We start from the raw sequence: 25512 nt of genomic DNA, 5'->3' as shown, positions 1-25512 counted from the left end.
ACTGTCTATTTTTTCTGTCATAATCCGTGCCTATTTTAATTAGTCCTGCCGTTAAATAATGCATACTAGTTAATTCATTTAGTTTTGCTAGCGTTGGCGCCCAAAGCTAATAAACAACTATTGATTACACTATCCTAAATATAAGAGGAATTTACAATGTCTAACCACTTCCCAGTAAATCGTGAGTTATTTGATGATGTTATGGTACCTAACTATGCACCATCTGCTGTTATACCTGTTCGCGGTCTAGGTTCACGTGTTTGGGATCAACAAGATCGTGAGTTTATCGATTTTGCTGGCGGCATTGCCGTTAACTGTTTAGGACATTGTCATCCTGCATTAGTTACCGCGTTAACCGAACAAGCTAATAAAATTTGGCATTTATCTAATGTGATGACTAACGAGCCTGCATTACGTTTAGCGAAAAAATTAACCGATAGCACCTTTGCAGATAAAGTTTACTTTGCTAACTCTGGCGCAGAAGCTAACGAAGCGGCTTTAAAATTAGCCCGTCGTTTTGCCCTTGAAAACTTTGGCGCAGAAAAATCACAAATTATTGCGTTTAAACAAGGCTTTCATGGTCGCACCTTCTTTACCGTTACGGTTGGTGGCCAAGCAGCTTACTCTGATGGTTTTGGCCCTAAACCTGGTGACATTGACCATGCTGAATATAACAACTTAGACAGTTTAAAAGCCCTTATGTCTGACAAAACTTGTGCCGTAGTCATGGAACCATTACAAGGTGAAGGCGGTGTTGTTTCACCAACAGATGAGTTTGCTAAAGGTGTGCGCGAACTTTGTAACCAACATAACGCTTTATTAATTTTTGATGAAGTTCAAACCGGTGTTGGCCGTTTAGGCGAGCTATATGCCTATATGGGTTTAGGTGTTACACCTGATATTTTAACCTCAGCTAAAGCACTAGGTGGTGGTTTCCCTATTGGCGCTATGCTCACAACAAATGATATTGCTCAACACCTTAAAGTAGGTACGCACGGTAGTACATACGGTGGCAACCCATTAGCTTGTGCAGTAGCAGAAGCAGCACTTGACACCGTTAATACGGTTGAAGTGCTAGACGGTGTTAAAGCGAAAGCAAAACTTTATGTCGCCGGTTTAAATGCGATTAATGCTAAATACCATATGTTTAGCGAAATTCGTGGTAAAGGCTTATTAATTGGTGCGGTATTAACTGAAGCATATAAAGGTAGAGCAAAAGAATTGTTAAATGCGGCACTGGAAGAAGGTCTAATGACCCTTATTGCCGGCGCTAACATTATGCGTTTCGCCCCTTCATTAGTTATACCTGATGAAGATATCGTAGAAGGTTTAGCGCGTTTTGAAAAAGCCGTGGCTAAATTAGCTAAATAAGTCATTCATTATTATAGCGTTCAAATACCTTAAGATACTTAGGTGTTTGAACGTCTCATTGAGAGTTTTCTATGATTATTATACGCCCTATTCAAAACAGTGATTATGATGCACTGCATCGCATTGCTGTGGAGTCAGGACACGGTTTTACATCACTACCGGTCAACGAAAAACTGCTAAAAAATCGCATTTCTCACGCTGAAGTTTCTTTCAAAAGCTCGGTTACTGAGCCAGGTAAAGAAGGTTACCTCTTTGTTATGGAGGATACCGAAACAGGCGCTGTTGTTGGCACCAGTGGCATTGAAGCGGCGGTGGGTTTGGATGATGCATTTTATCATTACCATTTAGGTAAGGTTGTACACAGCTCTCGTGAGCTTAATATATATAATACCGTTGAAACATTGTCATTATGCAATGACTATACGGGTGCCTCTGAAATTTGTACTTTATTTTTGAGCGAAAGTCATCGCAAGAATAGTAACGGACGCTTCTTATCACGTGTTCGTTTTCTCTTTATGGCAGAGCACACAGAACGTTTCGCTGAAACCGTTATCGCAGAAATGCGCGGTGTTTCAGACGAAGACGGTTCATCACCCTTTTGGAAGTGGCTAGAAGAGCACTTCTTCTCGCTAGATTTCCCGACGGCAGATTACCTTACCGGTATAGGTAAAAAAGTATTTATTGCTGAGCTGATGCCGAAATACCCGATTTATGTCAACTTGTTGAGCCCAGAAGCACAACGGGTGATTAACAAGGTACATCCAAAAACAGTACCTGCGTTAAGACTGCTTGAAGCTGAAGGCTTCTCCCGTCGTGGTTATGTCGATATTTTTGATGCCGGACCAACGGTTGAAACACAAACAGCCTTAGTGAAAACTGTCTGTCAAAGTCAACAATGCCAAGTATTGATTGGCGAAGTAGCAACCGACAATAACTATATTATTTGTAATCGCAAAGTAGCAGATTTTAGAGCAACACAAGCCGCCGTGTTATTACGTGAAACAGCGAATCAAGTCGTGGTATCGCAAGCGGTTGCTGATGCGCTAATGGTTAATGAAGGAGATTGGGTGCGCCTAATTTCAAATTAATCATCTAATTAATACACTCATGAGCGATACACGCACAGAGGAATCAACTATGTCACACAATATACAACTTATTAATGGTCACTGGACAGCAGGTTTAGGCCATGAGATTTTTTCAAAAAATCCAGCTAAAAATCAAATTATTTGGCAAGGAAATACCGCTTCTGTAGCACAAGTTGACGAAGCTGTTATGTCTGCGCGTGCAGCGTTCGACACTTGGTCTAATATGACCATTGACGCACGTATTGCTATTGCCGTGAAGTTTGCTGAATTATTGACTGAAAACAAAGAAGCGTTCGCCACCACTATTGCGCTTGAAACCGGCAAACCACTTTGGGAAACCCGCACAGAAGTGGGCGCTATGGTAGGTAAAATAGCGATTTCAGTACGCGCCAATGAAGAACGTACTGGCACGGTTGAAAACCCAATGCCAGGTGCAAAAGCCTTTATTCGTCATAAGCCTCATGGTGTTGTCGCCGTTTACGGTCCTTATAATTTCCCTGGTCACTTGCCCAACGGTCACATTGTTCCTGCACTTATTGCCGGTAATACTATCGTATTCAAACCTAGCGAATTAACGCCTATGGTTGCTGAAGAAACCGTAAAGTTATGGCTAAAAGCAGGTCTTCCTGCTGGCGTCATCAATATGGTTCAAGGTGAAGTTGAAACCGGTAAAGCACTCGCCAATCACCCACAAATTGATGGCTTATTTTTTACCGGTAGTTCGACTACAGGTCATTTTTTACATGAACAATTTGGTGGCCAACCCGGTAAAATTTTAGCGCTAGAAATGGGCGGTAATAACCCATTAGTCGTTAAAGATGTCAGTGATATCGATGCCGTAGTACACGACATTTTGCAATCAGCCTTCATTACTACAGGTCAACGTTGTACTTGTGCTCGTCGTTTATTTATTGAAGCGGGTGAACAAGGCGATGCTATTTTAGCTAAATTAGTGGCGAGTACAGCAGCGATTAAAATTGGTTATTTTGACGATGAAGAACAACCTTTTATCGGTTCGATGATTTCTGAGAAAGCCGCGCTAAGTTTAGTTGCCGCACAACAACAGCTGCTTGACCTTGGCGCAACATCTCTTGTGATGATGAAGCACCTTGAAGTAGGTACTGGTTTTATCTCACCCGGTATTGTTGATGTAACAAACATCTCAGGTATGCCAGATGATGAGCATTTTGGCCCATTACTGAAAGTGTATCGCTACACTGACTTTGATGCCGCAATCAATGAAGCTAACAATACGGCATTTGGTTTATCTGCTGGCTTATTGAGCGACAGCGAAGCATTATATACTCATTTCTTCCGCCGTATTCGTGCCGGTATCGTCAACTGGAACAAGCCAATCACTGGCGCCAGTAGTGCCGCACCTTTTGGTGGTATTGGCGCCAGTGGTAATCACAGAGCCAGCGCATTTTATGCTGCTGATTACTGTGCCTACCCGGTAGCATCAGTTGAAGCTGAAAAAGTATCATTACCAGCAACGTTAAGCCCTGGTTTATCAATTAAGTAATTTGCAAAATTTTATTTAAAATGAAACTGCACTGTCCATTAAAAAAAGCTGGGATCCGTCCCAGCTTTTTCAAAAACATCGATCAAATATAGCCACCTGTTCTGAGTGGTTACCTAGTGTGCTGTCCTAAATATTGTTTACCTACCGAGTTAAGTGCTTAGTTAAAAGCTGAGTTAAAAGCTGAGTTAACTACTCGTTTAAATGCTTGTTTAACTACTGGTTTAAATAATAAATAGCCTTACATACCATTCAGCCAACTTACGCTACTGACACTAACTTACTTTATGCATTTAGGATTTTCACATGACACCCGTTAAAAATTTATTTAATAACATTTGGCAAAACTACTTAGAAGTCACACCTTCAGCTCATAAATTACACCAGCTGTTAAGTACCGATGACGATTTAATCAACGACCATGTTGCTTACCGCACTTTTAATATTGCTAAGGTAAATATCACAAAAATTTCAACACATTTGTTGAACTTAGGTTACAAAGAATGTGGTGAATACCACTTTGTGGCAAAAAAACTATACGCAAAACACTTTGAGCACTCAGACACTAATTTACCAAAAGTATTTATCAGTGAGCTATTAGTAGAAGAGTTTTCGTTGCCCGTACAAGCTATTATTGAGAAAATGGTTGCTGGCATTAATGAAGCGGATATTAACCTTGATAGCTTTTTATATTCAGGCACTCATTGGCAAGTTAGCCACCAAGAATATCTAGACTTGTTGGCCGAAAGTGAATACGCAGCATGGGTTGCTGCCTGGGGCTACCGCGCCAACCATTTCACTGTCAGCATTAACCACTTAGAAAACTATGACTCAATTGAAGCCGTGAATACCGAAGTTAAAGCCAACGGTTTTACGCTCAATAGTGCCGGTGGAGAAATCAAAGGTGATGAAGCCGTTAAACTAGAGCAATCTTCAACCATGGCTGATCATGCCTTAGTTGAGTTCTCAGATAAAACCCTTGCCATTCCAAGCTGTTTTTATGAATTTGCCAAACGTTACCCGATGGAAAACGGTGAACTTTACACAGGTTTTGTTGCTGCATCTGCCGATAAAATTTTTGAAAGCACTAATGCTGCGGCTTAATACCTGAGATTATAATGACACCTTTAGTTAACACTATAGGTGTCAAACCTCCCCCCCTATTGAACGCTAAGGTCAGGCTTATGCGCTCCCCTGCTTTTTAACTGTCTTATCATAACAATTTATTACTGTAAAAAAGCCACTTGATTATCAGCTTCATTTACGAGTAAAGTAGGGTTACAATAAAGTGAGATATATATAAAATGGTTACCAATACTGATGGTTATATTCATATAATTGAATATTTAACCGCTAATTTAAGCTTATTTGAAAATAGCACCCGTAACGTACAGGCCAAAAGCTCGGTGTTAGAGGTAATAGAACAAGAAATGAGTGAACAAATTATTACCTTATGTAATCAAAACGAGACCTTAGCCTTTAATCAACGCAATACTATTATTCGAGAAGCCGATGCCATTGTTTATGACTTACAAGAAATATTGTCCGGTGTAGTCAACAACTCTGTGACAAACGAGCAGTTAGCATTTATTAAAGAGTTTACGATGTTAATTAAAAATTTATTTGATACTGAAATTCACAGTTAGCTTATACCTTTGCCATGCGGTTGAGCTTTATGAAAAACAGCCATGTTACCGTAGCGCTTTTTTCAGCAATGGGGCTCAGTAATCAGGCGTTATTAACCTGTTAATACTTATACCCTATAATCATAAGCAGCCCTATGTTATCTGAATCACCCCAAAACCACTTATGTAGCATCACTCTATTAGGCAACTTGGTTAGTAAGCCTGATATTCGTTATCAAGCCAATCCGGTTATTGCTTTTGCTGAATTTACTTTGGCGACGCACAGTCGTTGGTTTGATAAAAGCAGCAATAAATTTAAAGAATGGACCCGCTATCATACGGTAAAAGTTATTGGTGAAATTGTTGAACGTGCGCTTATTCACGCCGATAAAGGTGATATTATATTAGTGCAAGGCTACTTAATTAATAGTAAAAAAAATAACCGTGAAATTATCCACGCGCGTTATGCACAAACCTTCCCTAGAGGTTACGCACAATCTATCAATCAAATTCATTACAGTGGCAATATTATTTCTGATATTAAAGTCCTGACCACAGAGCACAATAAAACCTTAACCGAACTCATTGTGGAATCGAAACAACATATATTTTCCACTGTTACTCAACAAAGCCATGTGGTGACAATACAACGCCCAGTCCATGTTTGGGGTAAACAGGCACTTTATCTTGCTGATCATGGCAAAAAAAATGATCAAATAATAGTTGACGGAAAATTAAGCTATCTTAATAATAAGGACAGAAATCAATTTATAGATGCACAGCAAGCGGTTTTACTTGCTAAGCACTAAAAACATGGACTGCTTATTATTAATTTATGTGGAATTCAATATTTTATGGACAAAAATAACGGGTTTAATCATTTTAAGCTGTATTTTATTTGCACCTTGGTTGCCGTTTTCAGCCAAGTGGTACACGCCATAGCGCCAATCGCCAATGATTTAGAATTATCAGCGATCGCTAACTTGAGTAAAGTGGCATTAAAAAATGACCAATGGCTTAGTGTATTACCTGTTATAGGGGATAAAAATCAATATTTTATAACCACTAAAGCGGGGAAAATTTATCAATTAAATAATAACGAAATAGCTCAATCCGCTTTTTTTGATTTAAAATTAGCCTTAGAAAATCCCGGTATTATCGCACTAACGGCGATTACCTTAGATCCAAATTTCTCCTATCGTGACCGTGATGGCTACCACACTTTTTACACTGCCCATACCGAAGCTAGCCAAAAAACCAGGTCAAAGTTAAGTCCCAAAAACACAAAAATCAACCTCCCTTTTGACGCAGTTATAATGCGCTGGCAAATATCGAGTGTACGAAACGCTATGCCTAAACTGATTCAACAACAAGAAGTTATGCGTATTGCCATTGCCCAGCAGCAAGAAAATATTCAACAATTAAGTTTTAACCCTTATCTTGCCCCTTGGCACAATGATTTTGGTTTACTTTTTATTGCCCTTGCGCGCAGTGATGCTTTGAAAAATGAAGCACTTTACGACGGGGCAATACTGCGTATCAAACCAGAAAAACAGGGTTTAAATAACTATACCATTCCTGCCGATAACCCTTTTACAAACACCGCTGATATTCACAATGCCATATTTTTTATCGCGGGACAAAAAACTGAAAATTTTGACTGGATAAAAAATAGTTCACCTAGTTTACTGGTACAATTTAACCAACCCGATGCTAATGTGCTTATCACAGCGAACATTGGTGATGACTGGCGCAAAGCTATCCCACAAGCACAGATAATAAAACACTTACCAGCAGTAAATACTCAACGTAAAACCTTGCTTTATAATGGAAGAGAACAAGAAAATTTGCGGGGTAAAGCCTTGCACTTACGCGAAATAGAAAACAATTGGCAATTGCAAACCATAGCATTACCTTCAGTTTTGACTAGCGAAGATAAAAGTCAAGATATTCGCCATAAACTCATCAAACCGAATGCAAACGAACTAGCCAAATTTAGTTTACATCAAAGCCACAATGGCGAGGTCTTGTTGCTTGAGCATAATCAACAGCGCTTATACAGCATTAAAGTGCCTGGAATCGTCAGCAGTAAAACTACTATTACGGATAATGCATTAAGTCCTTCGAATAACAACAGTGCTTTTGCTTTGATGTTTTTATTGAGCTTTATTGTCGCTGGCTACTTTTGGTATTATAAAAAAAATACCGTTAAAAAACAAAGAAATTTGCATGAACAATGGGCAAAATTTGAGCTTGATAAGACAAAAAAATCACTCTCTCTGTATAAACGTCACGCCAAAACGGCTGAACTAACCCTTAACCTATCAACAATAACTCGCAGTGAAGTATTATTGAACGATGAGGTAATTTCAACCATCAGTGCTGATTCAACACCCAGCTTCTCAAATGATCTGGAAGATCAAATGCTGATTGCATTTGCCAAAGAGCATAGATTTAAAATGGTTAAAGAAAAACAGAGAAGCATTCAATTATGCTTAACGGATGATCAGCAAAAACGCTACCTATTTTGCCTGTATTTTCGGGTTGATGATACGCGCCATACCAAACTTAAATACAATAAAGTTATCGACCATGTTATCGACTGGCAGTGGTTATTTGCCCAACATATCAACCCAGATAAAACCACTAAACGAACCATTAAAGTTAAAATCCCCCGTGAAAAGCCCGCTAATCGTATGGCAATACCATCAACTCCTGCACAAAAATTACGTGCCGAAATATTTGAAGATGATTCAACACAAGCAAAGCACAGTTTGGATATTTCCCTCGATAGTTCAGCTGAAGATGACCTTGTAATGAATACAAACTCGCAAAATAGCGAAGTAGAGGCAAGCAATATTGACACTAAGCTAGTTTCTGCTTTAGACAAACTAGTGATAATGAAAAAACAAGGCTATTTAAATGAGCGTGAGTTTACTATTGCCAAAACAAAAATTTTAAAAAATTTAACCAACAACTAATACCTAAGACTTAATGCAATACAAGTGCTTTCACCCATAGGTGAACTCGTTAACAGCGCTTGTATTTACTAAGAAAGCAGCGCAAAATGCCGCCAATCTTTCTTATTAGGTTGCTTTATACCTATCTTGTCGCAACGACTTTTCCTGTTAGTATTCATACTTTTTTAAAATGAGTGCCAGCAACTACGGCAGCATTATCATCAGTCGCGTCACTCATGTTTATAATGGCGATAGCTTTCCTGTTGATATCGATCAATAGCCGCTACTTATTGGTAAAAATAAAAACAAAGTTGCCGCCGCTGATCTTTCGGGCAAACTTTTACCCCTATGGGTTTAATATTTAATTAAGGCAAAAAAATCAATTGGTTAAAAAAAATTCAGCGTTAAGGTTAAGCCTTTTCGCCAGTATAATATCGTTACTTTTGGCGCTTACCTTAGCGATGCTATTACTCGGTGACTATGGCATGAGTATGCAAAATTATTTGCATACTTTAATTCCACCCACTTTATTCGGTGGCTTAATATTTACCTTGCTTTTTACCCCCGCCATAGCGCTTGGCTTGCCTCGACAAGTTGCGGCGTTAAGCGCCGGCTTTTTATTCAGTGCTAGCTATGGCATGGTCTTAGCCACAGTAGCGGCCGTTTTGGGCTGCTTGATAACCCTGATACTGGCGCGCAAATTATTTGCTAAAAAAGTGCAAGGTTATTACCCTTTGCAATTAGCGAAAGTTAGCCATTTTTTTAGTCAGAACACTTTTTTAAAAGCTCTAATTATCCGCTTGTTACCGGCTGGGTCAAACTTTCTCACTAACGTTCTGGCAGGTACCGCAGGCTCGCCAATAAAGCCTTATGTCTTAGGCTCAGCACTCGGCTTTATGCCGCAAATGACGATATTTGCATTAATGGGCGCTGGCTTACAAGTCAATGGACAACAGCAACTGATGATCAGCATTGCCTTACTAGTCATTGCCCTACTTCTGAGTAGCTACTTGTATCGAAAAACTCGACACAAGTTAACTTTGAGTTAATTAATTTGGTAAATTAAGTAGGTAGATTGAGTGGATAGATTAACTTGGTAGATTCGGCTAAAGCCTGAAAAATCGCCACAAGTGATTCAATATTCAGTGACTTCTAAGCGTTTTTATTAAGTGTTCCTCAGCTGATTTGATGATAAAAAATGTAACCATACTCAGTTAAACCCAGTACTTTGCCGTCATTTTTATGCCGCTAAGTTTGTTTAAGATTACCGGACTGGCACTTGAGTTTTACTTAGACTTTGATTTTAGTTCAGTTAAGCAGCAGGGGACATGGTTTAGGATTATTGCATTATTATACTGAGCATAATACACTGACATTATACTGTTGAATTTATCGTCTCCCCCATTTAATTCAAGGCTATCAAGGCCACTCCTAAAACAGTAAAAACAAGAAAAAGTATTTATCGATACTTTTTGGTAGAAGTACACCATATTGACTTTGCCGGTGCATACGAAAGTGTTAGCGCTAATCGTTATATGAGATAAACTTGCATAGCGTGTTACAGATACTCAATACCCGTATTAACTTTAGCAAGGTTTGTTATCCGTTTGTTGACTGACTAAGTTCAAAGCCAACAATAGCATAACAATATTGGAGCGACAGTTAGCTAGGCTATTCGGCAAATCCAAAGTTTAATGAGCAACGAAAGTGACAAAGTCACTTTTATACACACTACTATCTATACAACTCATAATGATGAGAAACGAACTTTATGACGTATATCAAGCCATACCTTTTTATTCTGCTACTTTTTGTTGTGTCTAACGCACAAGCAGAACTGCCGCCACAATTACCCCCCCCCCTAGATAACTTGACGATTTATTCTAGCGCGGCCATCACCATGGGGGCGAGTTCAATCGTCGGTGGTAATATTCAAGTAGAGGCCGCTGCCACAATCGGTGCAAGCTCAACCGTCAGTGGCCACCTTATCGCTGGAGCCGCTGCTACACTTGGCGCCACGGTAACAATTGGTGGCTTTGTTAAGGCCCGTGACGCGGGTACGATAGGCGCAGACTCCACGGTTGCTGGCCACTTTACCACCGGAGACGCAGCCACACTTGGCGCCACGACCATAGATGGCAATATTATTGTGGGTGGCGACCTTACGGCTGGCGCCGGGATACTTGTCGGCACCAAGGCAGTGATCGATGGTAATGTTAGGTCCGGAGCTGCCGCATCCACAGACCTTGGCGCGGATACCATAGTTAACGGCAATGCGACGGCCGGAACCGCCCTAACACTGGGTGCCGATGTCGTCATTGATGGCCATGCTCAGGCTGGGAGCGGCGCTATAGCGCTTGGTGTCAATGCAGCAGTAGCAGGTAATGCTAGAGCCGGAACCAGTGTGACGCTAGCCGCAGATGCAACTGTTGGAGGTACAACTACAGAATACAGTAGTGAGGCATTTACTGATGCTCCCAAAGAGGATATAGATGATCAGAGTCCGCAAGTTGCCGCTATACAAGCAGATCTAGCTGCAATGATAGCTCCGGTAGCAAATCAACTACTTACGTCGATGACCGTAAGTACAAGGCTTACAAAGGGCGTTTATCATACAACAGCACTGACAACCACTGCTGGCATCACCATTACCTTTGATGGCGAAGGTGTAGAGGGCCATTGGCTTATCAATAGCGACTCCTTCGTTGCTTTTGGTGCCAGTACGGTCATTGAATTAGTCAATGTCACCCCCAACAGCACCATCACTTGGAATGCAGGAGGCTACATATCTGCAGGCGCAAGTGTCAATCTAGTAGGGACTTTTTTTGCGGGTTCTTACATCCTCACTGGCGCAAGTACTACGCTAAAAGGCGTCAGTGATAGTTGTGGTGGTTTTTTCACCACGACTGGCGCTGTCACCTTAGGCGCCAGTAACTTAATTGGCACGATTGGTTGTATTGCCACTCCTGCTGATATACCTGCTATTCACCATTATGAAATTGCTCATGATGGCCAAGGGTTAACCTGTGACGATGAGACTGTGTTAATTAAAGCTTGTACCAATGAAAGCTGCTCAGAGTTAAGTACTGAATCAGTAACACTTGATTTTCTTGCTAACGGTGATGTTATTAGTTCTCCAAGCTTTGTCGGCAGTACTGACGTAGATTTTAATCATAGCCTTGCTGAGACCCTGACTTTTTCGCTCGCCAATGCCACCATTGCAGCGACCAACCCTTTAGTATGTGACAATAGCAATGGCACTAGTTGTGAGATGATATTTAGCGATGCGGGTTTCAGATTTCTCTATGGTGACAGCAATAGCACAACCTTGCCCAATCAAACTGCAGGTTCAGTATTTAGCGAAACTTTAAAGCTGCAAGCAGTGCAAAACAGTAATGGTGTCTGTACGGGTTTATTTACCGGTAATACCAATATCGATTTATCGCAAAAAAACCTTGAACCTAATGGCACTAGTGGTCTCAGTTTTAGTATTGATGGTAAGGATATTGCAAAACACTCAGGCGTCACCCCTACCGAATTAATCTTTGGCGCCGACAGTATTGCAATAATACCGACACCCTTATATCACGATGCGGGACAAATTCGTCTGCATGCCAATTATGACCTAGACGGCGTAACATTATTCGGCAGTAGCGATCCGTTCTGGGTCAGCCCAGCCGAGCTTGTGGTCAGTGCTACATTAGGAATAAGCCACTTAGATGGCGCTACGGCAACCGCCAGCCCAACGCATGCTGCAGGCGAGAGTTTTACGCTAACCGTAAGTGCCTTCAATAGCCTTGGCGTCATCACACCAAACTATTCACCCGGAACAATACAGCTTAAGCTTGAGCGCACGGGTCCTACCTTAACGGATAGTGTCGACGGTGACTTAACTTATGCCGCAGCGAGCTCGCTAGCAACTAGCCTTAATCCTGCATTCGAAAGTGTGACGCTCAATAACTTTTCTTCAGGGCAGTCGGTTTATACTGACGCGCAATATTCAGAAGTGGGCTTACTAAATCTAGACCTTCAAGACAGTAATTATGGCAATACTGGTATTGTGATTGATGCTACTGCTATCAATATTGGTCGCTTTATTCCTGATCATTTTACACAAACCGTAGCAGAACATGGCGCTTTTATGGCGGTTTGTGATACAGCAACAGCAACATCCTTTGCTTATAGTGGCCAAAAAGATGTAGATAACAAGGGGACAATTTCATACGTTATCAATCCGGTATTGGCCATTACGGCCTATAACAAACAAGGTAATATTACCCAAAATTATTCTGACGATTATATGAAGCTCAGCGCGGCGAATTTAAGTATTACTGCACCCACATTCCAAACAGCAATCGACGATGATAATGAAAAACTATTCTTAACAGCCAATATGACTGCGGGTATCTTGAGTCAAAATGATTTAACCGCATTACCTGATGCATTAGACAATGGAGTATTACATTATCAATTCTCAAATAGTGATAACTTTTATTATAACCGCGATGCGAACACACAAGTGCCGCCATTTATCTCAGATATTAAATTTTCTACTGCATCTATAACAGACGACGATGGAGTCACGGTAGAAACTACAGTTGATGCGTCACCAGAAGGTGTTGAAATTCGATTTGGCCGGTTAGTGTTACAAAACAGCTTTGGACCTGAAACGTCAGACTTACCCCAACCGATGCAAATTGAATATTTTACTGACGATGGCTTTATTGTTAGCTCAGATAATAATTGCGTCAGTTATGATAGCGAAAACATTAAACTTAGCACTATTAGTTTAGACCATGAATTAACCCATGCGTTGGAAGCAACGGGGAATTTCCTTGCGGGTAAAACACGGACCATTAAATTGGCAGCACCTGGTACTCCAAATCCACCTGACGCTCCACGTCAAGGAAAAATCGGTGTGTCGTATGAAATCTATGATTGGTTGAAATATGATTGGGGCGTTGACGTTGATGGTGTCTATAATGGTGTATATGATGGTGTATATGAAGATAACCCTTCAGCGGTTGCCTCGTTTGGCCAGTTTCGAGGTAATGACAGAATCATCTCTTGGAAGGAAGTGTTTAATCAGTAATAGTCAGTAACCTTGAAATAATGACATTAAGGACTATTTCAAGGTTTTCTAACAACGAGAATACTAGTTATTAAGTCTACTGCTTAGAGTTTTTTTTTGTAGGTCGGACTTCAGTCCGTCAACCGTTTAGCGGACTAATTAATGTCATGGGCCAACAAACATCTGCAGCGGCTATTATTGGGTTTATCCGTCTTAATGCCAAACAAAGATAAATAGAGATTAACAATGGCGCAATGCTAATAACTAAATTCCCTTTTTAAATTAAAAAGACCCGCTTTAAGCCATGCTATAATCCTTGTCGCGTGGTGTTCTGGGGTTAATACCCCTGAATACTATCACTTGTATTTAAAATTGCCTCCCCCTCCCAATTTATTATTAAATAGCTAAAATTCAGAGATATAAGAGTATTATGCCAGAGTTACCAGAAGTTGAAGTTTGTCGTTTAGGTATTACGCCCCATATTTCAGGGCAGGAAGTGGCCCACGTGGTGGTTCGCAATGCAAAATTACGCTGGCCTATTCCTGATGAAGTGCATAGTGTTGTTGGGCAAACCTTAGAAAAAATAGAGCGGCGATCTAAATATTTATTGCTCAGGTTTTCTAGTGGCACCTTGTTATTACATTTAGGCATGTCGGGGTCAGTGCGCATTCTTGAGCACGACACGCCTGCGATAAAGCATGACCATTTTGAGCTATTATTTGCAAACGACAAAATGTTGAGATTAAATGATCCGCGCCGTTTTGGTGCTGTATTGTGGTTTCCTGAACATCATGACTTGCAAGGCTTATTGACCAAATTGGGGCCAGAGCCACTAACAGATGACTTTACTTATGGGCATTTATTTGCCAAAGCCGGTAACCGAAAAGTGCCGGTTAAAACCTTCTTAATGGATAATCATGTTGTGGTAGGCGTTGGTAATATTTATGCCAATGAAGCACTATTTATCGCCAGCATTCATCCTGCTAGGCTAGTGAATAGTATCAGTGAAGCGAAGTTTAATGAATTAACCGATATTATTAAGCGGGTACTCGCTGCGGCCATTGCACTCGGTGGCACTACTTTAAAAGACTTTACACAAGCAGACGGTAAACCAGGTTATTTTGCCCAAAAACTTTTTGTTTATGGCCGTGCCGGTCAGCAATGTGATGGCTGTCAAAGCGTATTAGAAGAAATTCGTCAATCTAATCGCAGCTCAGTGTTTTGTCCACAATGCCAAGTATTACCAGAAAATACCCCTAAAAATGTACAGAATACAAAGCTGAAAGAAAAAGTAAAAACCACCACAAAACAGCTTGCCGTTAAGAAAAAAGCGCTTAAAAGCAAAAGCGCTAACCAATAACAGATTAAAAAAAGTTCAGGGCTCCCATGTTTATTCTTGAACTAAAGGCGGTAAATTAAAGGCGGTAAATTAAAGGCGGTAAATTAAGCTTTTAATTTAGCAATTTTATACAAATAAACTGGTGATTTATAGAAGTCATCAAGCCGTATTATTTTTTCAGGTTGGCATGATGGCAAGGCAAAATTATTGCTGATCAGAAAGTCAACCTTGGGTTGTTTGGTCAGTAGTTTATGCTTGATTTTGTGCATTGCCTGCGGATATAAATAACAAACGATGACTGCTGAGGCTGGTACGTTTACCTGATAAAAATTTTGCCGATACAAGGTGAGATTTTTTAAACGCCCTATTTTTTTAAGTAATATTGAGCTAAGCCACGGCAGTAAAGACAATTCATAGCCAATAACTTGCCTGTGGGGATTACGCTTGGCCATAGGTATCACAAAGTTGCCCCAACCACTGCCAAAATCAACAATAGGGCCAGTACCTGTTTCATCCGCTAATGCTAGCATGGCTTTATAGGCCTTCTTTGAGCTTGGCATCGGGGATATACCCAACTTTAGGGTGCTGTATATTAACGACATGGCAATAAACGCCATAGCGATTAACAGTAAAACATCAAATATTATCAAGGGTTAATTCCACGACTGGCAGGTATCACTATTTTTAGTCATACGTTAACCATGATTTTTTGCTTATGCAATGCCTTTTGCTGTTTTTACTTGGCTAATCATTGCGATAATGTTAAATATCATTGCCAAGTAAATAAACACGATTAAAGCTGCCCAGAGCAGAGTTCTTTAATCTTGAGCCAATAAGCCAAGCTAATCGCTTGGATTTAAAAGAAAATTAATACCAACCTGATTGAATTCACTCATGATAAAAGCTTGTGTGGCCAGCAATACTTTACAAAAAATGAACTGTTTCATAAAGTATTGGCATTCAAAAGCTATTTACTCACTTTCATTCACTGTACAATAGTGTTTTGCACAGTATGGTTATACTGATTTTGGCACTGATACTGTTAACAAAAGTATTTTATCGCTTGTAAAGTGAACGCCATAAATAAATTCAGATAATCCGGTAAGAGATAAATCACTTGAGCTGTCGATAAATGAATTGCCTATTAAGGCACTTTTAACGCCCATTGGTGTTGTTTTATGAGTATTAGAGCCTATTACTTTATAAAATGCCTGAAAAGCGCTAAAGTTTCATTATTGGGATTATAAATCAATACATATGACAGGTTTTTAGTTGTTTACAGAACTCTTATTCAAATATCAGGTTAAATAACTTAATGAAATCTTATGAAAATATTGCCGAATTAATTGAAAACTTAACGTTAGAAGTTAAATCAATTAACGATGAAATTGCTACCTTGCAAGCAGAGCCGCAGAGCTTTAATGAACAAATTATTTTTCAATATATTTCGACAGCTAGTACCGGTAAAACAAAAGATTTTGTGCGTTCGTTAGGCGTAAAGTCTGAGCGTGGTTCGCTATTTTCTTCGGGTGATGTCAGCAAGTTAATAAAAGCGGGTAGCGATGATATTTCATCTGAGTTACTTGCTATAGCACGAAAGGTCGCTAACACTAAAAATAAAAATGGTAAGCTACGTTAAAGCGTAAACTGTTTTTCGCTAAAATAGCGCAAATAATTTTAAGTTCTGATTTGTAATGGTGATAGCAAGTCAGAATTATATTTTTCACCGAAGACAAAGAGAATAATATGAGCAAAGGTATAGTTAAGTGGTTTAATGCAGATAAAGGTTTCGGCTTTATTACTCCAGAAGATGGCAGCAAAGATTTATTTGTTCATCATTCAGAGATCCAATCTGGTGGTGAATACGCAACATTGGCCGACGGCCAAGCTGTTGAGTTTGAAGTTGGCCAAGGTCAAAAAGGTCCATGTGCTAATAAAGTAGTTGCTGTTTAAGCGCTAGCACATAAGTAACCTGAGCTAAGGATAAGCCAATGACCTGATCTCGATGTAACGTCGTTATTAGGCATAAAGTTAATTCATATATTTAAATTTTAAGTACTATGAAACACTTATCCAGCGTAAGGTTAAATAAGCGAGTGCGTAATACGTACTCGCTTATTTATATTTATTAAGAGAAAATCTGGCTTTTATTACCCTTTCATTTCCATTTTTACTTTCACTTCCCCTGTTACCTACGCCATTACTGACGAGATAAGCATAATGCCTTTATATCTGGTACTTGTGGCTCTACGCTCAAAAATGGCAAATAAGCGACTATTGTTCATTTGCCTACATGATAATAAACAACAGAGCGCAATATTGTGCTTATTGTTTTGTATTTTTTCGCATACTGCTATCAAGTGCTTGTTTTACAACCGGATGAACAAACTCGCTGACATCACCATTGTGCAACGCCACTTCCTTAACTAAAGTTGAAGATATAAAAGAATTTTTTTCGGCGGGTGTTAAGAATACCGACTCTAAATCCGGGGCTAAACGTCGATTCATATTGGCTAACTGAAATTCGTAGTCAAAATCAGAAACCGCACGTAAACCACGAATTAGCACCTTTGCTTGATGCTCTTTAGCAAAATTTACCAATAAACCACTAAAACCTGCGATGGTAACGTTCGGTAAATGTTTGGTGACTGCTTCAAGTAAAGCAACCCGTTGGGCTAAATCAAAATGTGGCTGTTTACTCGGGCTAGCGGCAATACCAACAACAACCTCACTGAACAAGTGGCTTGCGCGTTCTATTAAATCGGTGTGACCGTTGGTGACAGGATCAAAGGTACCTGGATAAATCGCTTTAACTGACATAATTTTAGCTATTTTCAAATGAGTAAAAATCTATTGTAATTGTTGAAGCCGCTAATTTCAAAGCAATCAAATAATTTAAACACAGCCCTATTGTTTCAGCTTAGCTAACATGGTCGTCATTTGATCATTAATCATATTTAACGCTTTGTAAGGGCGGATCATTACTTTGAATTCAGTAATTTTTCCTTGTTCATTCCATGTGATCATATCAATACCATTGATGTCGATACCCTGCACGTTTAACGAAAACTCTAATACGGCTGAATTATCGCCTGAAAACTCTCGATCATAATTGAATGTACCATTTAAAAATGTATGAAAGGCCGCCGTTAAGTACATGCTGACCATTTTTTTTCCTTGGATAGGTGTATGGATAACAGGTGAAAATAGGGTGACGTCGTCAGCAAGCAAAGTAGAAACCTGATCAATCGCTTTATTTTGTATCAGAGTGTGCCAATTATTAAGCATTTTTATTATTCCTTTTGTTTAGTTTTTTTTCACTGTAAGCTAAGATGCAACCAAATCTAACAGGTGTCAACATTAAGCTTACTTAAAGTATTTACTCGAAATGCTTTAATTTTCGCTGATTTTGATAGTATGATGGAAAAATATCTGACAACCAATATAAGAAGTAGTGTCCATGAAAACTCGGGATAAAATAATTCAAGCCAGCATTGTCTTATTTAATGAACAAGGTGAGCGTAATGTTACCACCAATCACATTGCCGCTGATCTTGGTATTAGCCCAGGTAATCTGTATTACCACTTTCGCAATAAAGAAGACATTATACTTTCTATCTATGAAGAGTATGCGCGCAACCTTTTAATAGAAACCATGCCGGAAGTGAGCCCTGATGTAAAACCACTTGATGCCATTATTTTGTATATGGATGTGGTCTTTCAGGCGATGATGAAGTTTCGTTTCTTTTATAGTAATTTACCCGTACTGCTAGCAAAAAATCCTTTATTGCACGATAAATATGTTGAAGTACAAGGCTTTATTGCACAACGGGTAAGTGAATTGTTACTGTCGCTACGTAACGCAAAAATGATGGATTTTTTAGATGAAGACCTGCCTGATATTGTCAGTATTTTACGTTTAGTGAACACTTTCTGGCTCAGTTTTTATCAAACACAAAATAATGATAACGAAATTAACGACGCCGTATTCTATCAAGGGGTATTGAAAATATTAGTCATAATTCAGCCTTACATTAGCGATGAAGCTAAGGATGAATTTTTAGAAGCTCGTGCTATGTACCGTCAACGTTGTCAAAATAGCTTAGAGGTCGCTTAACTACTGTATCAGTCATGCATAAGCTCTAAATGACTAACTGAAACTACTTACTCAAAGTACTTTCAGTTCGTCATAACTCAAACTTCCGGCCCCCCCCTGCTATAGCCATAACTTAACTTCTAAGACTGGTAGCCGTTTAATAACGCTTGCCAATTTTTTTCACACCATTGAAAGTTCGTTATCTTGTTATTTTCTTTGCGAAACGATCTCAGTAGTCTAGCCATATTTTCTGCTGGCCATTTAGTCTGCTGTTTACGCTGTTCACCTTGGTCAAAATCGATCAACCAAACCTGATCATTGTCATCAACTAAAATGTTATGAGCATTTAAATCATGATGATAAATACCTTGCTGATGAAAAGCCTTTATTACCTTACCTATTTGTTGCCACAGCAAATCATTGATTGCATGCTTACTGAGCAAGCCGACCAAATCACTGGCATTTTCAATCCGGGATGATAATAAATCAGCGCGATAAAACAAGCCATTTTTAATCACCCGAAAAGCAATAGGTTTTGGCGCGGGTAAGCCTAATGCCCGCATGGATTTGAGTAAAGCAAACTCACGAGCCGCACGCGTATTTTCCATGCCGGTATATAAATATTGATCGTTAATTACTTTGCCAATTAAACCGCCACGATAGTAATGACGCAACACCCAGTTTCGCACCGTGCCCATAGCATTTTCAGTAGCAATAAACCAAGTAGTGCCACGACCTTGAGCACTGCCCACGACACTATTTTTTGCTTGCCAATAATCGCTATTAAGCATTTCAGGTATAAAAGTGCTGACTTCATCACTGTCGTATCGACAATAAACATCGCCTTGCTGAAAAAATTTTTCAAGACAAGGTTTTACAATTGCGGGCTGGTTCAAGATAATAGGCCTATATTATATTTATGCTCCTATTGTGGTGAATCCTTTATGCTGGGTCAATTATCTGCTCCGAAAAATTTATGTTTATTGCGATTATCTGCCATTGGTGACGTATGTCATGCGGTGGCTATGGTACAAAGTATTCAGCGACAATGGCCAGAAACCCAAATCACTTGGGTAATAGGCAAGATTGAAGCGAGCTTATTACAAGATATGGTTGGCGTTGAGTTTGTTATTTTTGATAAACGTGCCGGCCTAAAAGGCTATCGCGATTTGAGGCAAAACCTTAAAGGCCATAAATTTGATGTTTTGCTGCATATGCAAGTAGCACTGCGCGCTAGTATTGCTAGCCTATGTATTTCAGCCAAGGTCAAAATTGGCTTTGATCGCCAACGCGCAAAAGAGGGCCAATGGTTATTCACCAATAAAAAAATAGCGCCGCAAAATCAGCCTCATGTGCTGGACGGTTTTATGGGCTTTGCCAAAGCGCTAGGTTTGGAAGTTACTGCACCCTTATGGCAAATGCCGTTAACAGATGACATTCAGTTATGGGCGAGTGAAAAGCTCAGTGCCGCGAATACTGCCAGCAAACCCATTGCCGTTATTTGCCCTGCAGCCAGTAAAGCAGAACGTAATTGGCATACTGAAGGATACTCGCAAATAGCCGAGCATTTAAGCCTTTGTGGTTTTAAAGTGGTGATTTGTGGCGGCCCAACCACAATGGAAAAATTACTTGCCGAGGCAATCATTAGTCGCAGTAACTTTAGCCCGGGTGAAAATGAAATACAGAATTTGGTCGGTCAAACTAGTCTAAAACAGTTGTTAGCGGTATTAAAGATTGCTCACCTTGTGGTGGCACCCGATACGGGCCCAGCTCATATGGCGGTGACGGTTGAAACACCGGTTGTAGGTTTATATGCTCACAGCAATCCCAAACGCACAGGTCCTTACTTGTATCCACAATATGTGGTCAGTGCTTATGCTGCAGCAATCAAGGTGCAATATAACAAAAACGTTGAAGAACTGCCTTGGGGTACCCGTGCTAAAGGTAAAGATTTAATGATGCAAATTAGCATTACTCAAGTAAAGAAAACCATTGATCGCCTTATTTATGATAACTATCCAGAGTTGCTCTAAGCCAGCATTTAGGTCTAACTATGAAAAAATATGTTACCGGGTTTTTGTTCTCTCAAGACGCGAGTCATCTGGTGTTAATCAAGAAAACAAATCCGCCATGGCAGTGTGGTTTATTTAATGGTGTTGGCGGGAAAATTGAAGCTAATGAGTTATCAGTTGATGCCATGGTCAGAGAATTTATTGAGGAAACTGGCGTTACAACCACCGAAGCTGATTGGACCTGTTATGCAAAAATATACCGGTCCCATTGTTATGATGTCGATGTTTATTTTGCACATTCTGATCTTGCTTTTAGTGCTAAAACCATTGAGCAAGAACCCGTACATATTATTAAACTAACGGAATTGCCAAGCAATATCATTCCAAATTTACAGTGGTTAATTCCGTTAGCTTTAGATAAACAAGCAGATTTTTCCATACCTGTGTTATTACAAGAAGTAGCACAAGCACGGACTAAAGCATAATTGATTAATGAGTCCGGCTAACCTGTTAATCACCATGCCAAACCAATAACCAATAAAAAAAAGAAGTTAGACATGAAAAGTAGAAAGCTGCATAAACTCATTGGCCTGACTTTAGTGTTACCTATGTTGGGTTGGACACTGACCGGATTAGTATTTTTTATTAAACCCGGCTATCAGGGCGCTTATGAACAATTATCAGTAAAACGTCACCCTTTGAGTCAAGTGTTGAGCGTTACTCCAAAGAAAAACTGGCAGGAAGTGAGGTTAGTTAACACTATTTTAGGGGCTCATCTCTTGGTCAAATCTAGCCATAAAGTTGAGCATTTAGACCCAGTATCACTACTCAATAAACCAGCGCCAACAAACTTACAGTTTAAAGCGCTGTTAAATGATGCTTTTAGCGACAATAAAGCGCGTTATGGCGACATTGAACGTGTTGATGGTTTATCAGCACAAACCAGCACAGGCGTGAAGGTAACGCTTGATTGGCATACCCTAACATTAAGCCAAACTGGGCAAGACACCCAATTAATTAACTTACTGTACCAAGTACATTATTTGCAATGGACACCGTTCAAGGGCATCAATCAAGTATTAGGTATATTCGGTCTACTCTTGTTGATTTCGCTCACTGTTTTAGGGGTTAGGCTTTATATTAAGCCGCGCTCTTAGCCTTAACGCTGAAGCTACTGAAGTTAAGACTAAGATTGACCCAAGCATTTATGATGTTAGTAAGGTTTGCAGTGCAATTAAAGACTGCGCCGTTGCGCCTTGGTTTGCCTGCACGACTTTATAGCTATTTCGACCCAGTGTTTGTGCGCTAGTTTCGTCAACCAGCAAGCGTATAACTTCTTGCGCTAGCGCTTGCGCCATAGCCTTATTTTCATTAAGTTGCACTATGCCCTGTGCTGAAATTAGCTGCGCTAAAATCTCTTTAAAGTTACTCATATTTGGACCGACAATGACTGGCTTTTGAAATAATGCCGGCTCTAATGGGTTATGACCGCCTATATCACTAAAGCTGCCCCCCATGGTAACTACGTTAGCTAGTGCGCATGTTGCGAGTAGTTCACCTAAGGTATCAATAACCCATACATTAGTATTGAGTGTTACCGGCTGTTTTTGGCTGCGTCTGAGCACTTGATTACCGGCGTCTGCTGCGAGTTTAACGACTTGTTCAAAGCGCTCAGGGTGTCGTGGAACAATAATCAGTAAGGCGTTACTGTCTTGCTGCTTTACTTGCTCAAAGGCCTTTAATGCCAGTATTTCGTCACCAGGATGTGTGCTGGCTATTAACCAAATTTTACGCTGGTCTACCAATAAAGTGCTTAACGCTTGTTGTTTAGTCGCTACATCATGATTTAACGAAATATCAAATTTTAAGTTACCTGATAACGCGCACCTTGCTGCGTTGGCCCCCATCGCCAAATAGTTATCTTGATTGACTTGGCTTTGGGTTAATATTTTGTCAAAACAGCGAATAGTTGGGGTGATCAACCAAGCGATTTTTTTATAGCTGTGCATGGATTTGTCGGATAATCGGCCGTTGACTAACATCAGTTTGATATCATGATTTGCGCACTGAGTGATTAAATTTGGCCATAATTCAGTTTCCATAAAAATCATCGCTTTGGGCTTTAAGCGTTTTAAAAATAAAGTGGTAGAAAAAATATTGTCTAGCGGTAAATAACAATGTTGCACTTTATCAGCAAATAATTTTTGCACTTGTGCTGAGCCTGTGGGTGTAAAAGTAGTGACTGTAATGGGCACTTGAGGGTAGTTGCTCAGCAGTTGGGAGATAAAAGGTTGTAAGGCGATAACCTCGCCCACACTGGCCGCATGAACAATAATGCCGTTGGGCTGAAAAATTTTTTCCTGCATACCCAAACGTTCAGGTAAGCGTTGTCGATAAGCTTGATGACTTATCGAGCGCAACAATAATACCAGCAAAAGTAGCGGTGTTAAGATAAGAAATAATAATCGGTATAAAAATAAAGCGAGAGTAAAACGCACTTAACCAGCTCAAAAATCTAAAAATCAATGTTGTACAGTATACCTAGCGACTGCTGAACTTTCACTTTAATCTCGGATATGGACTGATATTAATCTCATGTATAAGCAGATATTAACGTTTAAAAATAGTATCAAGAATAATGGATGAATTAGTTCTGGCTACGCCTTCAAGTGAACAAACCATGTTGAGTACTTCATTTAGCTTCTCTAAGGTACTCGCTTGTATTGACACTAATAAATCGTATTCACCACTAATGGAATATATATGACTGATTTGGTGAACTTTTCGCAAGGCTAAGCAGATAGTTTTTCGCAAATTTGGGTTTACTTTTAATGACACATTAGAAGTAATTAATTGGTTGGTATATTCACGGCCTAAAACGACACTATAGGCTTCAATAACATGATTATTTTCAAGCTTATTCAGTCGGTTTTGTATCGCTGTTCTTGAAACACCGGTTGCTCTGGCTATGTCAGACACACTAGCTCGAGCATTGAGCCGTAATATTGACAGTAATTCTTCATCTTTTTCAGTTAACAATGGGCATTCCTAAAATGGCAGAAAGCAAGAAAACATCCATAATATTACACTTTGACATAGTTATATGTCAATTTGACTATAAAAAAAGACAAATTATTAAGTAATGTCACTTTTTTATGTCATGGTCAGGGCGGATAATAACGTCATTGAAAGACTTTTATTTTTTAAGGAATTAATGTGACCGATTCTGCTAGCACCAACAATTTTTATGCCCATTTAACCACGCAAATAAACCAAGTGAAAGAAGATGGTTTATATAAAGCTGAACGAGTAATAACGACGGCGCAACAACCACAAATGGCGGTTAACACCGGCGAAGCTGTAGTGAACTTTTGTGCTAACAACTATTTAGGCTTAGCAAATCACCCCGCATTAATTGCCGCCGCTAAACAAGGTTTAGATGAGCACGGTTTTGGTATGGCTTCAGTGCGTTTTATTTGTGGCACACAAGACATTCATAAAACCTTAGAGCAAAAATTAAGCACCTTTTTAGGTATGGAAGATACTATTTTGTATTCTTCATGTTTTGACGCTAACGCCGGTTTGTTTGAAACCTTGTTAGGGCCTGAAGACGCGATTATTAGTGATTCACTTAACCATGCCTCGATCATTGACGGTGTACGTTTATGTAAAGCAAAACGCTTTCGTTATGCCAATAATGACGCCGCTGAACTTGAAGCGCGTTTAATTGAGGCTGATGCCGCCGGTGCCCGTTTTAAGTTAATTGCTACCGACGGGGTATTTTCGATGGACGGCGTTATTGCCAATCTTAAAGCGGTTTGTGATTTAGCTGACAAATACAACGCCATGGTCATGGTTGATGACTCACATGCAGTGGGTTTTGTTGGTGAACAAGGCCGTGGCAGCCATGAATACTGCGATGTTATGGGTCGTGTTGATATTATTACGGGTACGTTAGGTAAAGCCATGGGTGGCGCATCAGGTGGCTACACTGCGGCGAAAAAAGAAGTGGTTGAATGGTTACGTCAACGTTCACGTCCCTACTTATTTTCTAACTCATTAGCCCCTGCGATTGTTAATGCCTCAATTACTGTGATTGATTTATTAGCCGAAGGTGGCGAATTACGCAAAACATTAAAAGACAACGCTGCCTATTTTAGAAACCAAATGGAAGCAGCCGGTTTTACCTGTGCCGGTGCTGATCACGCTATTATTCCGGTTATGCTGGGTGATGCCAAAGTAGCAAGCGCTATGGCTGATCGTTTATTAGCTGAAGGCATTTATGTCATTGGCTTCTCTTTCCCTGTCGTCCCTAAAGGTCAAGCGCGTATTCGTACACAAATTTCTGCTGCTCATACCAAAGCTGAATTAGATAAAGCCATTGAAGCCTTTGTGCGCATTGGTAAAGAAATGAAAGTGATTGAGGGTTAA

At 39.9% G+C, this 25512-nt stretch carries 22 protein-coding genes and 1 pseudogene; 17 read left to right on the top strand and 6 right to left on the bottom strand.

What is annotated here, in order from left to right; translation table 11 throughout:
• The first annotated feature begins 156 nt into the window (after positions 1–156).
• From H4J54_RS13190 to mutM, 10 genes and pseudogenes are all read left to right on the top strand, one after another.
• Positions 157–1371, top strand: a complete 1215-nt coding sequence (locus tag H4J54_RS13190; RefSeq protein WP_182191349.1) for an aspartate aminotransferase family protein — start codon at positions 157–159, stop codon at positions 1369–1371.
• Positions 1372–1442: 71 nt separating this feature from the next.
• Positions 1443–2459 carry an arginine N-succinyltransferase gene (gene astA, locus H4J54_RS13185; RefSeq protein ID WP_182191348.1) on the top strand — a complete coding sequence of 339 codons (1017 nt, stop codon included), beginning with the start codon at positions 1443–1445 and terminating at the stop codon, positions 2457–2459.
• 49 nt (positions 2460–2508) lie between these two features.
• On the top strand, positions 2509–3981 hold the full coding sequence (astD, locus tag H4J54_RS13180; RefSeq protein WP_182191347.1) for a succinylglutamate-semialdehyde dehydrogenase: 1473 nt from the start codon (positions 2509–2511) through the stop codon (positions 3979–3981).
• Between the two features lie 303 nt (positions 3982–4284).
• Complete coding sequence (locus H4J54_RS13175) at positions 4285–5082, top strand: DUF1338 domain-containing protein (protein ID WP_182191346.1); 798 nt, start codon at positions 4285–4287, stop codon at positions 5080–5082.
• A 200-nt stretch (positions 5083–5282) separates the two neighbouring features.
• Positions 5283–5624, top strand: a complete 342-nt coding sequence (locus H4J54_RS13170; RefSeq protein WP_182191345.1) for a DUF3802 family protein — start codon at positions 5283–5285, stop codon at positions 5622–5624.
• Between the two features lie 134 nt (positions 5625–5758).
• Positions 5759–6412 carry a single-stranded DNA-binding protein gene (locus tag H4J54_RS13165; protein WP_182191344.1) on the top strand — a complete coding sequence of 218 codons (654 nt, stop codon included), beginning with the start codon at positions 5759–5761 and terminating at the stop codon, positions 6410–6412.
• Between the two features lie 45 nt (positions 6413–6457).
• Positions 6458–8584 (top strand): hypothetical protein, encoded by a 2127-nt coding sequence (locus H4J54_RS13160; RefSeq protein ID WP_182191343.1) that lies wholly within the window; start codon positions 6458–6460, stop codon positions 8582–8584.
• A 362-nt stretch (positions 8585–8946) separates the two neighbouring features.
• The gene (locus H4J54_RS13155) at positions 8947–9612 is read left to right on the top strand and encodes a TVP38/TMEM64 family protein (protein ID WP_182191342.1); all 666 of its coding nucleotides are present in this window, start codon (positions 8947–8949) and stop codon (positions 9610–9612) included.
• Between the two features lie 722 nt (positions 9613–10334).
• Entirely contained in the window at positions 10335–13655 is a 3321-nt protein-coding gene (locus H4J54_RS13150) for a DUF6701 domain-containing protein (RefSeq protein WP_182191341.1), read from the top strand.
• A gap of 409 nt (positions 13656–14064) precedes the next feature.
• Positions 14065–14871: pseudogene (mutM, locus tag H4J54_RS13145) on the top strand (bifunctional DNA-formamidopyrimidine glycosylase/DNA-(apurinic or apyrimidinic site) lyase); the annotation flags it as partial.
• Between the two features lie 206 nt (positions 14872–15077).
• Here the strand turns inward: mutM and H4J54_RS13140 are convergent.
• Positions 15078–15623 carry a class I SAM-dependent methyltransferase gene (locus H4J54_RS13140; RefSeq protein ID WP_259367012.1) on the bottom strand — a complete coding sequence of 182 codons (546 nt, stop codon included), beginning with the start codon at positions 15621–15623 and terminating at the stop codon, positions 15078–15080.
• 665 nt (positions 15624–16288) lie between these two features.
• Between H4J54_RS13140 and H4J54_RS13135 the strand changes: the two genes are divergently transcribed.
• Both H4J54_RS13135 and H4J54_RS13130 read left to right on the top strand, forming a co-directional pair.
• Positions 16289–16612, top strand: a complete 324-nt coding sequence (locus H4J54_RS13135) for a hypothetical protein (RefSeq protein WP_182191339.1) — start codon at positions 16289–16291, stop codon at positions 16610–16612.
• Between the two features lie 107 nt (positions 16613–16719).
• The gene (locus H4J54_RS13130) at positions 16720–16926 is read left to right on the top strand and encodes a cold-shock protein (protein ID WP_081150364.1); all 207 of its coding nucleotides are present in this window, start codon (positions 16720–16722) and stop codon (positions 16924–16926) included.
• 372 nt (positions 16927–17298) lie between these two features.
• On the opposite strand, the gene coaD is transcribed toward H4J54_RS13130, so the two are convergent.
• Entirely contained in the window at positions 17299–17793 is a 495-nt protein-coding gene (gene coaD, locus H4J54_RS13125; protein ID WP_182191338.1) for a pantetheine-phosphate adenylyltransferase, read from the bottom strand.
• A gap of 87 nt (positions 17794–17880) precedes the next feature.
• Entirely contained in the window at positions 17881–18261 is a 381-nt protein-coding gene (locus H4J54_RS13120) for a nuclear transport factor 2 family protein (RefSeq protein WP_182191337.1), read from the bottom strand.
• A gap of 172 nt (positions 18262–18433) precedes the next feature.
• Here H4J54_RS13120 and H4J54_RS13115 point away from each other — a divergent pair, with 172 nt between their 5' ends.
• Positions 18434–19090, top strand: coding sequence for a TetR/AcrR family transcriptional regulator (locus H4J54_RS13115; RefSeq protein ID WP_182191336.1), 657 nt, complete (start codon positions 18434–18436; stop codon positions 19088–19090).
• A gap of 119 nt (positions 19091–19209) precedes the next feature.
• On the opposite strand, the gene H4J54_RS13110 is transcribed toward H4J54_RS13115, so the two are convergent.
• Positions 19210–19965, bottom strand: a complete 756-nt coding sequence (locus H4J54_RS13110; protein WP_220464199.1) for a 3-deoxy-D-manno-octulosonic acid kinase — start codon at positions 19963–19965, stop codon at positions 19210–19212.
• A 48-nt stretch (positions 19966–20013) separates the two neighbouring features.
• Between H4J54_RS13110 and H4J54_RS13105 the strand changes: the two genes are divergently transcribed.
• The 3 genes from H4J54_RS13105 to H4J54_RS13095 are packed head-to-tail and all read left to right on the top strand — an operon-like array spanning position 20014 to position 22238.
• A complete protein-coding gene (locus tag H4J54_RS13105; RefSeq protein WP_182191335.1) occupies positions 20014–21102 on the top strand; it encodes a glycosyltransferase family 9 protein in 1089 nt (362 codons plus the stop codon).
• Positions 21103–21122: 20 nt separating this feature from the next.
• Positions 21123–21566: an NUDIX domain-containing protein gene (locus H4J54_RS13100; RefSeq protein ID WP_182191334.1), complete on the top strand. Its 444-nt coding sequence runs from the start codon at positions 21123–21125 to the stop codon at positions 21564–21566.
• A gap of 45 nt (positions 21567–21611) precedes the next feature.
• Positions 21612–22238, top strand: coding sequence for a PepSY domain-containing protein (locus tag H4J54_RS13095; protein WP_310650107.1), 627 nt, complete (start codon positions 21612–21614; stop codon positions 22236–22238).
• A gap of 48 nt (positions 22239–22286) precedes the next feature.
• Here the strand turns inward: H4J54_RS13095 and waaA are convergent, their stop codons facing one another.
• On the bottom strand, positions 22287–23579 hold the full coding sequence (gene waaA, locus H4J54_RS13090; RefSeq protein ID WP_182191332.1) for a lipid IV(A) 3-deoxy-D-manno-octulosonic acid transferase: 1293 nt from the start codon (positions 23577–23579) through the stop codon (positions 22287–22289).
• A 112-nt stretch (positions 23580–23691) separates the two neighbouring features.
• Positions 23692–24120: an Lrp/AsnC family transcriptional regulator gene (locus tag H4J54_RS13085; RefSeq protein ID WP_182191331.1), complete on the bottom strand. Its 429-nt coding sequence runs from the start codon at positions 24118–24120 to the stop codon at positions 23692–23694.
• 177 nt (positions 24121–24297) lie between these two features.
• On the opposite strand from H4J54_RS13085, the gene H4J54_RS13080 reads away from it, so the two are divergent.
• Positions 24298–25512, top strand: a complete 1215-nt coding sequence (locus H4J54_RS13080) for a glycine C-acetyltransferase (RefSeq protein ID WP_182191330.1) — start codon at positions 24298–24300, stop codon at positions 25510–25512.

The organism is Colwellia sp. MB3u-8 (assembly GCF_014076985.1).
Taxonomy (GTDB): domain Bacteria; phylum Pseudomonadota; class Gammaproteobacteria; order Enterobacterales; family Alteromonadaceae; genus Cognaticolwellia.
The sequence above is the reverse complement of the archived record's forward strand: the minus strand, read 5'-3'. Positions and strand labels throughout refer to the sequence as shown.

Excerpts from the sequence above, each read along its gene's own strand:
- H4J54_RS13190 (WP_182191349.1), top strand. The coding sequence starts at position 157 with ATGTCTAACCACTTCCCAGTAAATCGTGAGTTATTTGATGATGTTATG.
- astA (WP_182191348.1), top strand. The coding sequence starts at position 1,443 with ATGATTATTATACGCCCTATTCAAAACAGTGATTATGATGCACTGCAT.
- astD (WP_182191347.1), top strand. The coding sequence starts at position 2,509 with ATGTCACACAATATACAACTTATTAATGGTCACTGGACAGCAGGTTTA.
- H4J54_RS13175 (WP_182191346.1), top strand. The coding sequence starts at position 4,285 with ATGACACCCGTTAAAAATTTATTTAATAACATTTGGCAAAACTACTTA.
- H4J54_RS13170 (WP_182191345.1), top strand. The coding sequence starts at position 5,283 with ATGGTTACCAATACTGATGGTTATATTCATATAATTGAATATTTAACC.
- H4J54_RS13165 (WP_182191344.1), top strand. The coding sequence starts at position 5,759 with ATGTTATCTGAATCACCCCAAAACCACTTATGTAGCATCACTCTATTA.
- H4J54_RS13160 (WP_182191343.1), top strand. The coding sequence starts at position 6,458 with ATGGACAAAAATAACGGGTTTAATCATTTTAAGCTGTATTTTATTTGC.
- H4J54_RS13150 (WP_182191341.1), top strand. The coding sequence starts at position 10,335 with ATGACGTATATCAAGCCATACCTTTTTATTCTGCTACTTTTTGTTGTG.
- H4J54_RS13135 (WP_182191339.1), top strand. The coding sequence starts at position 16,289 with ATGAAATCTTATGAAAATATTGCCGAATTAATTGAAAACTTAACGTTA.
- H4J54_RS13130 (WP_081150364.1), top strand. The coding sequence starts at position 16,720 with ATGAGCAAAGGTATAGTTAAGTGGTTTAATGCAGATAAAGGTTTCGGC.
- coaD (WP_182191338.1), bottom strand. The coding sequence starts at position 17,793 with ATGTCAGTTAAAGCGATTTATCCAGGTACCTTTGATCCTGTCACCAAC.
- H4J54_RS13120 (WP_182191337.1), bottom strand. The coding sequence starts at position 18,261 with ATGCTTAATAATTGGCACACTCTGATACAAAATAAAGCGATTGATCAG.
- H4J54_RS13115 (WP_182191336.1), top strand. The coding sequence starts at position 18,434 with ATGAAAACTCGGGATAAAATAATTCAAGCCAGCATTGTCTTATTTAAT.
- H4J54_RS13105 (WP_182191335.1), top strand. The coding sequence starts at position 20,014 with ATGCTGGGTCAATTATCTGCTCCGAAAAATTTATGTTTATTGCGATTA.
- H4J54_RS13100 (WP_182191334.1), top strand. The coding sequence starts at position 21,123 with ATGAAAAAATATGTTACCGGGTTTTTGTTCTCTCAAGACGCGAGTCAT.